At 68.9% G+C, this 12,504-nt stretch carries 15 protein-coding genes; 7 read left to right on the top strand and 8 right to left on the bottom strand.

Features of this window, described 5'->3' with window-relative positions; all coding sequences use genetic code 11:
- Positions 1-61 precede the first annotated feature (61 nt).
- Positions 62-1,303: a PLP-dependent aspartate aminotransferase family protein gene (locus tag E3T54_RS06695; protein ID WP_134475069.1), complete on the bottom strand. Its 1,242-nt coding sequence runs from the start codon at positions 1,301-1,303 to the stop codon at positions 62-64.
- 106 nt (positions 1,304-1,409) lie between these two features.
- Here E3T54_RS06695 and E3T54_RS06690 point away from each other — a divergent pair, with 106 nt between their 5' ends.
- From E3T54_RS06690 to E3T54_RS06680, 3 genes are all read left to right on the top strand, one after another.
- Positions 1,410-1,889 (top strand): Lrp/AsnC family transcriptional regulator, encoded by a 480-nt coding sequence (locus E3T54_RS06690; protein WP_092321939.1) that lies wholly within the window; start codon positions 1,410-1,412, stop codon positions 1,887-1,889.
- Positions 1,890-1,925: 36 nt separating this feature from the next.
- Complete coding sequence (locus E3T54_RS06685; RefSeq protein WP_092321938.1) at positions 1,926-2,783, top strand: DUF72 domain-containing protein; 858 nt, start codon at positions 1,926-1,928, stop codon at positions 2,781-2,783.
- A gap of 165 nt (positions 2,784-2,948) precedes the next feature.
- Positions 2,949-4,241 carry a DUF222 domain-containing protein gene (locus E3T54_RS06680; protein ID WP_134475068.1) on the top strand — a complete coding sequence of 431 codons (1,293 nt, stop codon included), beginning with the start codon at positions 2,949-2,951 and terminating at the stop codon, positions 4,239-4,241.
- Positions 4,242-4,555: 314 nt separating this feature from the next.
- Here E3T54_RS06680 and E3T54_RS06675 read toward each other — a convergent pair whose 3' ends face one another.
- Together E3T54_RS06675 and E3T54_RS06670 are read right to left on the bottom strand one after the other, a co-directional pair.
- Complete coding sequence (locus E3T54_RS06675; protein ID WP_035840308.1) at positions 4,556-4,759, bottom strand: cold-shock protein; 204 nt, start codon at positions 4,757-4,759, stop codon at positions 4,556-4,558.
- 239 nt (positions 4,760-4,998) lie between these two features.
- Positions 4,999-5,835 carry a DUF3097 domain-containing protein gene (locus E3T54_RS06670; protein ID WP_134475151.1) on the bottom strand — a complete coding sequence of 279 codons (837 nt, stop codon included), beginning with the start codon at positions 5,833-5,835 and terminating at the stop codon, positions 4,999-5,001.
- A gap of 135 nt (positions 5,836-5,970) precedes the next feature.
- Here E3T54_RS06670 and E3T54_RS06665 point away from each other — a divergent pair, with 135 nt between their 5' ends.
- The 3 genes from E3T54_RS06665 to E3T54_RS16740 all read left to right on the top strand — a co-directional run bounded on the left by E3T54_RS06665 (position 5,971) and on the right by E3T54_RS16740 (position 7,423).
- Positions 5,971-6,714: an SOS response-associated peptidase gene (locus E3T54_RS06665; protein ID WP_134475067.1), complete on the top strand. Its 744-nt coding sequence runs from the start codon at positions 5,971-5,973 to the stop codon at positions 6,712-6,714.
- On the top strand, positions 6,711-7,196 hold the full coding sequence (locus E3T54_RS06660; RefSeq protein ID WP_092321934.1) for a DUF6328 family protein: 486 nt from the start codon (positions 6,711-6,713) through the stop codon (positions 7,194-7,196). Before E3T54_RS06665 ends, E3T54_RS06660 begins: the two co-directional genes overlap by 4 nt.
- Before the next feature lie 62 nt (positions 7,197-7,258).
- Positions 7,259-7,423, top strand: a complete 165-nt coding sequence (locus E3T54_RS16740) for a hypothetical protein (RefSeq protein WP_166784368.1) — start codon at positions 7,259-7,261, stop codon at positions 7,421-7,423.
- A gap of 30 nt (positions 7,424-7,453) precedes the next feature.
- On the opposite strand, the gene E3T54_RS06655 is transcribed toward E3T54_RS16740, so the two are convergent.
- Genes E3T54_RS06655 through E3T54_RS06645 form a run of 3 tightly spaced genes read right to left on the bottom strand, consistent with a single transcriptional unit; the run spans position 7,454 to position 9,586 of the window.
- Positions 7,454-8,113 carry a DUF1345 domain-containing protein gene (locus tag E3T54_RS06655; RefSeq protein WP_134475066.1) on the bottom strand — a complete coding sequence of 220 codons (660 nt, stop codon included), beginning with the start codon at positions 8,111-8,113 and terminating at the stop codon, positions 7,454-7,456.
- Positions 8,106-8,801: a triacylglycerol lipase gene (locus E3T54_RS06650; RefSeq protein WP_134475065.1), complete on the bottom strand. Its 696-nt coding sequence runs from the start codon at positions 8,799-8,801 to the stop codon at positions 8,106-8,108. The genes E3T54_RS06655 and E3T54_RS06650 overlap by 8 nt, the downstream gene beginning before the upstream one ends.
- Positions 8,798-9,586, bottom strand: coding sequence for an alpha/beta fold hydrolase (locus E3T54_RS06645; RefSeq protein WP_134475064.1), 789 nt, complete (start codon positions 9,584-9,586; stop codon positions 8,798-8,800). Before E3T54_RS06645 ends, E3T54_RS06650 begins: the two co-directional genes overlap by 4 nt.
- 99 nt (positions 9,587-9,685) lie before the next feature.
- On the opposite strand from E3T54_RS06645, the gene E3T54_RS06640 reads away from it, so the two are divergent.
- A complete protein-coding gene (locus E3T54_RS06640) occupies positions 9,686-10,624 on the top strand; it encodes a J domain-containing protein (protein ID WP_134475063.1) in 939 nt (312 codons plus the stop codon).
- Between the two features lie 8 nt (positions 10,625-10,632).
- On the opposite strand, the gene E3T54_RS06635 is transcribed toward E3T54_RS06640, so the two are convergent.
- Both E3T54_RS06635 and E3T54_RS06630 read right to left on the bottom strand, forming a co-directional pair.
- The gene (locus tag E3T54_RS06635) at positions 10,633-11,514 is read right to left on the bottom strand and encodes a hypothetical protein (protein ID WP_134475062.1); all 882 of its coding nucleotides are present in this window, start codon (positions 11,512-11,514) and stop codon (positions 10,633-10,635) included.
- A 34-nt stretch (positions 11,515-11,548) separates the two neighbouring features.
- Complete coding sequence (locus E3T54_RS06630; RefSeq protein WP_134475061.1) at positions 11,549-12,355, bottom strand: DUF4097 family beta strand repeat-containing protein; 807 nt, start codon at positions 12,353-12,355, stop codon at positions 11,549-11,551.
- Positions 12,356-12,504: the final 149 nt, after the last annotated feature.

The following is a 12,504-nucleotide window of genomic DNA, read 5'->3' as shown; positions in this document are numbered from 1 at the left end:
GGCACCTTTGCCGGCCCGGGAAGGTGCCAAACTCACAGTTCGGCGGGTGGGGCAGCGGCCTCTAGGCCGTTTCGACCAGCTCGACGAGCAGCTCGGCCGCGGGCTCGGCGACCAGAACGAACTCGGGAGAGGCGGCCTCGAGGGCGGCCAGGATGTCGGCGGTGAGGTCGTCGGCGTGCTCGAGGCCGATCGAGATGCGCACGATTCCGGCCCCGGGCTTGGCGCTCGCCTCGACCGGTCGGTGGGTGAGCGAGGCCGGGTGCTGCACGAGGGAGTCGACCCCGCCAAGCGAGACGGCGTGGGTGATCAGGCGGCAGGCCTCGGTGAAACGCGCTGCCGCGTCGAACCCGCCCGCGAATTCGAGGGCGATCAGGGAGCCGGCGCCGGCGGTCTGCCGGCCAATCAGGCCCTGCGGGTCCTGGCCGGGCAGTCCGGGGTAGAGCACGCGCGTGAGGGCGGGGTGGCCGACGAGCGTGTTCGCCACCTCGGCTGCGGTCGCCTGCTGGGCTCGCACGCGCAGGGGCAGGGTGCGGAGGCCGCGGTGGAGCATGTAGGCGCCGAACGGGTGCAGGATGCCCCCGGTCACCGCGCGCACCTGGCGCAGGCGCACGATCCAATCCTGGGGGCCGGAGACCGTGCCGCCCATGACGTCGCCGTGGCCGCCGAGGTACTTCGTGGCGCTGTGCAGCACGAGCGTCGCGCCGGACTCGATCGGGCGCTGCAGCACGGGGGTCGCGAAGGTGTTGTCGACGAGCACCGGGACGTTGCCCGCGGCATCCGCGACGGCCCGGATGTCGGTGAGCTCGAGGGTCGGGTTCGCCGGCGACTCGAGGATGACCAGGCCGGTCTCCGGGCGGATGGCGGCCGCGACACCGGCAGCATCGACCCAGGTCACCGTGGTGCCGAGCAGCCCGGTCGCCAGGACGTGGTCCGTGCCGCCGTAGATGGGGCGCAGCGCGACGACGTGGTTCTTGCCGGCGGCAACGGAGGCGATCAGCACGGCGGCCAGGGCGGCCATGCCGGTGGCGAAGGCGACAGTGCCCTCGGTGCCTTCGAGAGCCGACAGGCCATCCTCGAAGCGGGCGACGCCGGGCTGCCAGAGCCGCTGGTACACCGCGGACTCGCCGGGAACGATGTCCCCGCCGGTGGCGAGGTTCTCGTAGGAGTCGCCTCCGGACTCGACCCCGGTAAGCGGGTTCGTGGTCGACAGGTCGATCACCGGAACGTGCGACCCTGACTCGGTGACACCCTCCATCCCGGCGTGGACGGCGATGGTTTCAATGTGTGACGACGATGGCAACATGCTCTGAGGAAAGCAGATGCTGTGTTCCAGCGCAAGAACACGTGGAGAGTCTTCTGATCGAGCCCCATTCATCGAATATGCTTTCCTGTGACGAAAGGCTGCACGCATGGATTCGAAGAAGGCCGACCTCGACCGGGTTGACCGCGCGCTGCTCCGCGCGCTGTCGGTGAATGCGCGCGCGTCGGGGGCGGCCCTGGCCGCCGAAATCGGCGTCGCGGAGTCGACCGTGTCGTTGCGGCTCCGCCGGCTCCAGCAGCTCGGCCACATCCGCGGTTACCGGGCCAACATCGACCTTGCGGCCCTCGGCGCCTCCCTCCAGGCGCTCATCTCCGTGCGACTGGCCAAGCACGCCCGCGGGCAGATCGACGAGTTCCGCAACGCGGCCCCGCACTGGCCCGGCGTGATCGGGATGTTCCACACGGCCGGGGCGGACGACTACCTTCTGCACGTGGCCGCCGCCGACGCGTCTCACCTGCGCGACTTCGTCCTCGAACACCTCGCCGAGCATCCTGCCGTCGCCCACACGGAGACCAACCTCATCTTCGAGTACGTGGACGGGGACGGCTGGCAGGATCTCGTCAAGTAGGTGACGGACGGCCCGCAGATTCGCTAGCGTCGTGGCGTGTCCACGACTGCGCCGCTGATCCGGATCGGCATCTCCGGCTGGCGCTACGCGCCCTGGCGCGGGGTCTTCTACCCGCCGCACCTGCCCCAGCGGCGGGAGCTCGAGTTCGCGGCGGAGCACCTCGACACCATCGAACTCAACGGGTCGTTCTATTCGCTGCAACGGCCGGAGAGCTACCTCCGCTGGCGGGACGAGACGCCGCCGGGCTTCGTGTTCTCGGTGAAGGGCCCGAGATACATCACGCACATGCTCCGCCTGCGGAACGCGCGGCTGGCCCTCGCCAACTTCTTCGCGTCCGGGCCGCTGGCCCTCGGCAGGAAACTGGGCCCTGTGCTCTGGCAACTGCCGGCCCGGCACACCTTTGACGCCGCCGAACTGGACGAATTCCTGGCCCTGCTCCCGCACGCCACCGCCCGGGCCGCAGCCCTGGCCGGCGAGCACGACGAGCGGCTCGACGGGAGGGCGTTCACCCTGCCGGGAGAGGACCGGCCTCTTCGGCATGCGCTGGAAGTGCGCTCGGCGACGTTCGTCGACGAGCGGTGCTACGACATCCTGCGGCGCCATGGAGTCGCCCTCGTCGTGGCCGACGCGGCCGGGGACTGGCCGCGCTTTACCGAGGTAACGACTGACTTCGTTTATGTGCGGCTGCACGGGGCCGAGGAGCTCTACGCCTCGGGCTATACCGATGCGGCGCTCGACGACTGGGCCGCCCGGGTGCGCGGCTGGTCCGGCGGGGCATCCTGCCCGGATGGAGTTGGCCGCGACGTGTACGTCTACTTCGACAATGACGCGAAGGTTCGGGCCCCGTTCGACGCGATGTCCCTCCGTGATCGACTCCGTACCGGGGCAGGATGAACCCTGAGGAGCGTCACCCCTGAACAATGGGCGCGTGGGCCCGGGAACGCCTGATTCCTGCGCTTGTCCTCCACAGGTCGGGCGTGCCGGAAAATTGTGCACAAGGGCTGGTCAGGGGTGGTTTTAGGCCGGAGGAATGTCGGTGGTTCGCCGTACCGTTGGCGTATGGAAACCATCAAAGGACCACCCGGTCGGGCACTCCCGGCCGGCCCTAACCCGGGCGCTGGCCCGGGCCCGCTGACACCAACAGCGGTCCACCTGGAGGAACTCGGCGCACTCATCGACGACGTCACCGCCATCGACCGGGCGATGGCGGTGCAGGCCGCGGCGCGGGTGGTCGCGATCGACGCCGCGCGGGTCTGCAGCGAGCGGGAGCTCGACGGCAGTGCGTTCAGTCCGGCGTTGACCCGCCGGTCGCTGGTGGCCGAGCTGGCCTGCGCGTTGCGGATCCCAGAGTCGACCGCTTCGGGCCTGCTGGAGAGCAGCCGCAGCCTGGTCCACGACCTGCCCGACACCCTGGCGGCCCTGGCCGCGGGGCGGATCGGCTACCGGCAGGCGATCATCCTCGTCAACGAAACCACGGGACTTCCGGAGGCGGCGGCCCGGCAGCTGGAGCAGGAGGCGTTGCCGTCGGCCGGCCGGTTGACCGCGTCGCAGTTCGAGAGGAAGACCAGGAAGCTGCGGGAGCGGATCGATCCGGAGTCGATCACGGCCCGGCATGCGCGGAGCGTGGCCGACCGGGCCGTGCGGTTCGACCCCGCCCGCGACGGGATGGGCTGGCTGAGCGCCTACCTGCCGGCCGGAGATGCTCTAGGCATGTACGGCCAGGTGACGGACCGGGCGATCGCCCTGCAGGGGCCGGACGAGCCGCGCACGCTCACCCAGCTGCGGGCGGACGTGTTCCGGGACCTGCTCCTGCAGACCGGCTGCGCGGAGACTGGCTGCACGGAGGCCGGCTGCACGGAGGCCGGCGGCACGGTAGCGGCCGGGGCGGCCGGCATGAACGGCGCGATGAGTGGGCTCCGGCCGAACCTGATCGTGACCGTCCCGATGCTCACCCTCCTCGGTGTCACCGAGGAGCCGGGCAACCTCGACGGGTACGGGCCGATCGATCCGGACACGGCCAGGGCGCTGGCGGCGAAGTGTCCGAGCGCGGTGCGGATCCTCACCCACCCGGAGACCGGCGCGGTGCTCTCGGTGNCCCCGCCTCGCTCCGCACGATGCTTCAGGTGCGGGACGGAACCTGCCGGCACCCCGGGTGCAGCCGGGCGGCCAGCCGCTCGGACATCGACCACGGCCTCGACTGGGCATTCGGCGGACGAACCGACCACAACAACCTCGCCCACCTCTGCCCCGCCAGCCACGCCCTCAAACACGAGGCCGGCTGGAAAGTCAGCCAGGCCCAGGACGGCACCGGCACCCTCACCTGGACAACCCCGACCGGCCACACCTACGTGACCGAATCCGAAACCATAATCGGCACCGCCATCAGCGCCGAACTCCGACAGAAGGCCACGCGGAGCGACGAAGGACGTTCAGAGGAACAGCCCTCCTAACACGTCACCCTTCCGGCTCGCCGAACCGTGAGTTCGGACCCTTCCCACCGGAATGAACGTGCCGAACTCACGGTTCGGCGGGAGGCTCGGTACGACTTGGGCGTGCGGTCGTGCTCAAAACGAGTGCGGCGGGCGACCGCATGCCGGCCGTTAACGAGACAACGCCCCCACCGAGGTGGGGGCGTTGTCGAAGCTCAGATTGAGCAGTTGCGCAATTTAGAGGGCGCGGATGTTCTCGGCCTGGGGACCCTTGGGGCCCTGGGTTACCTCGAACTCGACCTTCTGGTTCTCGTCGAGCGACTTGTAGCCGTTCGAAGCGATCGCGGAGTAGTGCGCGAACACGTCGGCGCTTCCGTCGTCGGGAGCGATGAAGCCGAAGCCCTTTTCAGCGTTGAACCATTTCACGGTACCTGTTGCCATTTGAAACTCCTCCAGGAGTGTTTAGATCGAACCCGACTGTCGGGCCCGTTCGTCGCGGTATTCGTCGTCCGCTTCCTTAAGGAATAGCGCGCATCAACCGAGATCGATGCGATTTTAAGACGTGCAAGCACTACAACTACTGACACAACACTAGCCCACAATGCTGAGTTAGTGCCGTATTGGTCAAAAGAACCATGTCGAACCGTAATGATTGCCGGACGGACGGTCCCGCCGGGGGCCTATTCGGCCGTGACGAAATCGATCAGTTGCTCGACTCGTCCGAGCAACTGGGGTTCCAAATCGGCGAAGGACCGCACCCGGCCGAGAATGCGCTGCCAGGCGCGGGCGATGTCGGCCTGGTCCTCGTGCGGCCAGCCGAGCGCCGCGCAGATGCCGTGCTTCCACTCGACCGAGCGAGGCACCTGGGGCCAGGCGGCCAGGCCGAGACGTTCGGGTTTGACCGACTGCCAGACGTCAACGTACGGATGCCCGACCACGAGAACGTTGCGGCCGTGCGGTCCCCTGGCCACCGCCTCCGCGATGCGGCTCTCCTTGGACCCGGGCACGAGGTGGTCGACGAGCACGCCCACCCGGCGGCCGGCGCCCGGACGGAACCCGGACAGGAGTTCTTCGAGATTGTCTACGCCTTCGATGTATTCGACGACGACGCCCTCGATGCGAAGGTCGGCGCCCCAGACCTTTTCGACGAGTTCGGCGTCGTGGCGTCCTTCGACGAAGATGCGACTGGCCCGGGCAATGCGGGCGGGGGCGTCCTTCACCGCCATGGAGCCGGACGCTGTGCGGGCCCGGGTCGCGGGCGCATTCGCCGCCGGGACGACCAGCACCACCGGCTTGCCGTCGATCAGAAACCCGGCGCCGAGGGGGAACAGACGGAGTTTGCCGTGCCGGTCCTCGAGGGTGACGATCTTCTTCTCGACGCGAATCACGGCACCGCAGAACCCGGTCGTGGCCTCCTCGACCACCAGGTCGCGGACGGCTTCCCGGGAGGGGATCACTGTGCGACCGACGTCGCGCCAGCCTGGGGAGAGCACGTCGGCGCCGTATCGTTCGTTCATCATCCGATCGACGTTAGCCGAGATTGGACTCGATCTCCGGAGGCGGGCGGGTGTCACGCGCTGCGCTCCGAGGGGCCACAGGTCAGGCGCTCTCCGGCATCGTCGACTGTCGCCGGCCCGCGATAGCCTGTCAGTATGTGTGGTCGATTTGTCATCACCGATACGGCGGAGGACCTCGCCGCCATGTTCGACGTCGAGCACGTGGGGGAAGGTATCCCCGGACCCTCGTGGAACGTCAAACCCACGGAGCAGATACCGATCGTGCTCGAGTCGGTAAAAGACGGCCCCGTCGTGCGCCGCCTCGAATCCGCCCGCTGGTCACTCGTCCCGTCGTTCTCGAAGCAGCTCACGTCCGGCTACCCCACCTTCAACGCCCGGGCGGAAGAAGCCGCGGAGAAAGCCTCGTACAAGAATTCGGTGGCGTCGAAGCGGGCCCTCATTCCCGCCGCGGGCTACTACGAGTGGCACACGGCGGGCAAGGTCAAGACTCCCTATTTCGTGCACTCCGACGACGGCCTGCCCCTGGCCTTCGCGGGCCTCTATTCCTGGTGGCGCAATCCCGCGCTGCCTGGCGACGACCCTGCGCGCTGGGTCCTCACCGCCACGATCCTCACCTCGGACGCGCAGGGCGCCCTGGCCGAAATCCACGACCGCACTCCGGTTGTGCTCCCGGAGGAGTGGTGGGACCAGTGGCTCGACCCGCACACCGCAGGAGACCAGAGTCTGGTCGACGCCGCAGTGGCGGCGTCGCGACCGCCGGCTGCCGGGCTGCGCTTCTATGAGGTCGCCCCGCTGGCCGGCGCTGCCAACGGGCCCGAACTCACCGAACCGGTGGGCAGCGAGCATGTGGCCGGCGCGTCCGGAGACCCACGCGGATGAGCGAACAGCCGGCGGCGCAGGCCGACGACCGCAGGGAGACGTCCGACGAGCGTCTCGACCGCAACTGGGATTCGCTGTTGCAGGAGTTGCGCGTCACTCAAACGGGCACGCAAATCCTCAGCGGATTCCTGCTGGCCGTCGCCTTCCAGCCGCGATTCACGGAGCTCGACGGCTACCAGATCGCGGTGTACCTGGCGCTGGTCTCTGTCGCGGCGATCACGACCGCCGTCGGCCTCGGCCCGGTCAGTCTCCACCGCATCCTCTTCCGGCGCCACGCGATGGCCCAGGTCGTGAGGATCGGCAACGTCCTGGTGCGCATCACGCTGGCCGGGGTGGCGATCGTGTTGACGGGGACGACCCTGCTCATTTTCGATGTCGTGCTGGGGCGCGCGGCCGGGCTGGCCGCGGCCGCCGCCGTCCTCGCGCTCACCCTCTTGATTTGGCTCATTGTGCCGCGTTCGGTTCGGCCCGACGGCCCCTGACCCGGTACGCTCAAATCATCGGCCCGGCGAGACTGGCGGGCACCGCATCGAAAGGACCACCCATGCATGTCGTCGCCTTCATCGTCGCGATGGCCGTCTTCGTCCTCGGTCTCTGGCTGTTCGGGCTCGCCTTCGCGGTCACCGCCTTCCAGGCGCCGATCTTCTTCGCCGGAATCCTCGCGGTCGCAATTGCGCTGTGGATTCCGACCCGGGTCATCCGCAACTAGGGCCACACCTCGCCTGCTGTCGACGGGCGGCTAGAGTCCCGCGACCAGATTGATCAGGGTCGCCAGGATGATCGTGCCGAAGAGGTACGAGAGGAGCGCGTGGCGCAGCGCCGCCATGCGTATCGCGTGTGTCTGCAGGGTCGTGTCCGACACCTGGAACGTCATCCCGAGGGTGAACGCGAGGTAAGCGAAGTCCCCGTAGTTCGGCGCTTGGGCCTGGTTGAAATCCACGCCCCCATCGGGTCCGTGGTAGTACATGGACGCGTACCGCAGGGTGAAGAGAGTGTGGATCAGCGCCCACGACAGGGCCACGCTCATGACCGCGAGCATCGCAATGGTGATCCGCTCCGAGGCCCGCGCCTCGATCAGCAGTGACACGGGTGCACCGAGACTGGCGAGGCTGGCGATCACCACGAGCAGGTCGGAAATCGCGCGCCCCGGGTCCTCGCGTGTCGCGTGGCTGGCCGTCGTCGACGCATCCATCCGCCACACCGTGAACCAGACCCAGAGAAGGTAAGTGACGCAGGCGGACGCCCACCCCACGATGACGGCCGGTACCCATTCGCCGCGCATTCCCGTGATGAGGCCCGCTGCGATGCCGACGAGGAGCATGGCCGCGAAACGCGTCGTCGAGTGGTGGATCTTGACGGGTCCGGGGAGACCCCCGGGTCCGTTTCGGAGTTCACTCATGAGGCGATCCTACGGTTCCGTCGTCGCCGCACGCGGCGGTGACGGCCGAGATCAGCCCGCGGTCGCCGACGATGCGGAAGTGGCCGGACGCGGCCAGGGCGACGTTCGTGGCCCCGGGCAGGCTGCAGCCGTCAGGGATGTGTGGATCGAACGCCCCGTAGACGGACGTGATCCGGGCGTTTACGAACTGCTCATCGACGAGCAGGCGCACCATCGGGTCGGTCGGCGACAGTGCGCGCAGGCTGGGGAGCACGGTGTATTTCGCCAGCGACGACCCGGAGAACGGCGTCGCGATCGCGACCATCCGGTCGATCCGATCCCGGCTTCCGGCGGACATCATCAGATACTTGCCGATCAGGCCGCCCTTGCTGTGGGCGACGAGAATCACCCCGTGCAGGTCTTCCCTGGCGAGGTACTCCGCGGCGATCCGTGCGGCGTCCGCAACCGGCCGCCGGTTGCGCCCCAGTGCCTGGATCGCGTGCACGGGGTGGCCGCCCTCGTGCAGCGCGTCCGCCACCGGGCGCAGGAACTGCCACGCCTCATAGATGCCGGGAAGCAGCACGATCGGGGCGGAATCGCCGGAGCGGTACCGTGCGAGGGTGGCCCGCGACCGGCCGGCATCCAGCTGCCGGATGCCGATGTAGGCGTAGTCGAGCGCCCAGAACGCCGCCTTGGCCAGGATGTTCACTGCTCCGGCTCCGACGCGGTTCCGGGAACCCCGATCCGCGCGTGCGAGACGATGGCCGCCGCCACCGCCTGGGGGGCCGCATACTGCACGACATGGGAGGCGCCCGGCACGTCGAGCCTGCGCGCGCCGGGAATCGCGGCGACCAGCCGAGCCGCCCAGTCCGCGGGCGTGACCGGGTCCTGCGAGCCGCGAATGACGAGCGTGGGCGCCGTCAGGAGGCGAACGCGCTCCTCCAACCGGTACGACAGCATCGCCGGCAGCGCAGAGAAATACCGTCGAGGTCCGCAGCGCAGATAATCCACGGCAACGATCCAGTTCGCCGACGGCGGCTCGGTGAATACGTCCCGGACCAGGCGCAGGGCCTGCCCCAACCCCGTGGGCGCCGCCGGGTCGACGACGGGCGCGATGAGCACGAGGCTGGAGGAGAGCGATGGATCCTGCAGCGTGGCCTCAGCGACCACCTGCGTTCCCATTGAATGTCCGACGAGCACGGGATCAATGATGCCCCAGGCCTCCGCGAAGGCCCGCAGCAGCGCGGCGAAGTCGGGAATGTCCAGGGGGGCGGACGGTGACGGCGACGCTCCGAACCCCGGCAGATCGACCGCATACACGATGCCGTGCGGCGCGAGCCTCCGGGACAGCCTGGCGAAGTACCGCGACGATGCCCCGATGCCGTGCACGAGCACGAACGCGCGGCCCTGACCATCCGGCAGCATGCGACCGTACTGCCGCACGAGCATGGTCAGCTCCCCGTGGTCGAACCGGCGAAGAATGAAGTCGATCATTCCGCCGAGCCTAGGGCTCCGCCGGGCCGGATGTCAGCCTGGATGGGTATCGTAAGGACATACTTCGCTCGCCACCATTTCCGAAAGAGACCGCCCAGGATGCCTGATAGCCCGGCCGCGGCCACACCGTACGAGATTCTCGGGGTCAGCCCCACCGCCAGCCAGGACGAACTGCGGCGGGCGTATCGCCGGCTGCTGCGACACACCCACCCCGATGTGGGCGGCAGCGCGGAACGATTCCATGCCGTGCAGATCGCCTGGGAACGGGTCGGTAATCCGCAGAGCCGGGCCGACTACGACCGACACCGGTATTCGGAGGGCGAGCCGTCGCCTGCCTCTTCGTTCTACGCCGCACCGGCCGCGCAGAGCCGCCCGTCACAGACCGGCGGCGTGCGCGCGCGGATGTACGGACACCCCGGCGGGCAGTCCAGGCAGCTTTTCCTCTCCCTCATTCGCGAATGGGCAGGGCGGGGAACGACCGTGGACGACCCGTACGACCCGGGATTGGTCCGAACGGCCCCCCGGGAGATCCGGCACCGGCTGGCCAAGGCCATCGCCGAGGAAGCCACCGCGCAGCTCGTCTCCGGCCTCGGCATCGGCTTCACGGCCTGGCACGACGTCGACCCGGGGGATCAGGGGCTAAAGCTCGACCACGTCGTCCTGGGCCCGGCCGGCCTGTTCGCCATCCTGTCGGAGGACTGGGGCGCACCGGTGCAGCTCAGGCGCGGCGAGCTCATCGGCGACGCCATCGCGCCGGGGGAATCCCCGATCCAGGACCTCGAGGACGGTGCCCGCACGCTGGCGCGCTCCCTCAAGGTGAAGTTCACGGCCCTCGTCATCGTGGTGCCCGATGGCGGCGTCGCCGAACCGCTGGCCGTGCCGAGGCGCGGCCGGCGCCCGAGCGTGGTCACGGTTCCCCGGTCACGTCTGGTCGGCCTCCTGCGTGAGGGGCTTCCCGGGATGGAGCGGGGGAGCTTCGAGAAGGTCTTCGAGCTGCGGAGCCGACTTCAGAACGGCATCCGCTTCGTCGAGGACTGACCGGCGGATCAGCCCGCCCGGAGCCCGAGTTTGTCGACCCAGTAGTCGAGGAAACTGGCGCCGGCCTCGTCATGGATCTGCTCGCCCATGACGATGACGGGGTAGGGCCGGTCGGGGATACCGTCGGCCGGCCGCACGTCCACATGCGAGACGTCGTACCCGGCGGCATGCAGGTGATCCGCCATCAGGTAGTCGCTGCGGGAGTCGCCGACCGAACGCCACAGGTGGGGGAGCGGACCGCCCTCGGCGAAGAATGCGAGCGCTCGCTCGGCGGCGTTGTCCTTGTCCAGGAGCACCGACTCGATATCCGTCGAGATGATCGTCGGGTCGATTCGGAAGGGAATCTGCCCCGAGGCGTCCGGTGCCTCGCGGTCTCCGAGCCGAACCCCCACCCCGCGCGAGGCGAGCAGCGCGAACGCCGCCTCGTTGAACGAATCCTGGGCGGCCAGGTACGCCGCGTGGGCGACATCCGTGCGCTGCTCCACCGAGACCATGGCCTGTTTGGTCTCATCGAAGAACATGGTGTCGGCGTATGAATCGGCAACGAGCCGCCGCAGTGCGGCGACGGCGGCCTCGGGCAGTGCGACGCTAGCGTCCACCACGACCTCGCCCATCCCGGCCGCAGAAATGGGGAACCACACGGCGCCCTTCTCACAGACGCCGTACATCCGGAATTCGCTCGGCAGGCCGGCTCCGACCAGCGGCGTGACGACCTCGTCGCGGATGAAGGCGGCCGAACGCCCGGTGATGAAGGCGATCGGGACATTGGCGCCGGCCAGCAGAATCAGGTCGGTCAGGATGCTCGGAGTCGCGATCGACCGGGTGACCGGGCTCGCGATCGGACCATCGACGTCAAGCAGGAGCCCCAGCGGGGAAACGGTGTCTCGCATGCCTCATTGTCCCACCGAGGCGCGGGACGATCCGTCAGTTCGGGATGACCGACACGCTCCCGTTCGTGGTCTCCGCAACGATCGTGTGCTCGGAATCGCGGTCACCCGGCACGGAGTTCGTGTTGGTCGACCCGTTGGTCGTCCGGGCCGTAATGGAGTAGCGCACGCCGCGCACAGGAACCCGCACCGTGACCGATCCGTTGGTGCTTCTCGCGACGACCTCGTCGGGCGGCTCGAGGAAGCCCAGGTCGACGCTGCCGTTCGTTGTGCCTGCGCTGACCTCCGCCGAGGTCGCCTCCCGCACGCGAATGGCCCCGTTGGTGCTGCGCAGGTCGATCCTGGATTCCGTGCCGGTCGCTTCGATGCGCCCGTTCGTCGTGTGCAGGCTGAGTTCGCCGGTGAGCCCGGATGCCGTGATCGCGCCGTTCTCGCCCGCCGCGGTCAGCGGCAGCGAGGCCGGCAGCGTCACGGTGACCTCGAGCTGACAGAAGTTGAACCATTGGCGCGGGCAGCCGCCGCTGATGGTGGTCACCCCGCCGGACGTGCTCGCCTCCAGGGTGGGAGCCGCGCCCAGGTAGGTGCCGCGCATCGTGACGTGAACGTCATCGTCGTCGCTGGCACCCAGGATCAGCGCGGCATTCGGAATCTCCACGGAGACGCTCCGGCCGGCGGCGAGGTCTTCCGCCTGGTCGACCGGCCCCCCACGGAAGTTCAACGCGAACAGCAGGCCGACGATGGTCGCCACCGCCACCAGCGACAGGCCGACGATCAGGATGACCGTGTTGGCGGTGGGACCCGAGCCCTTCCCTGCGGAAGGCTGCCCGGCGACTGGCTCGCTCATCTGGACCCTCTCGCCTCACCCTCTCATCTCAACGGTCCGGTGTCTTGACGTCCATGGGGCGCGGCGCCGACCGGATGCGCTCCGGCCCGGGGGTGTCCTGCCGGTCAGAGTACCCGCCTCGGAGCTGTTCCGTCAGGGCCCGTGCGCTG

This window comes from Cryobacterium sp. Sr8 (assembly GCF_004403225.1).
In the GTDB taxonomy this organism is placed as follows: Bacteria; Actinomycetota; Actinomycetes; order Actinomycetales; family Microbacteriaceae; genus Cryobacterium; species Cryobacterium psychrotolerans.
Note: the sequence above shows the minus strand (reverse complement) of the source record. Positions and strands in the feature narration are given on the sequence as shown.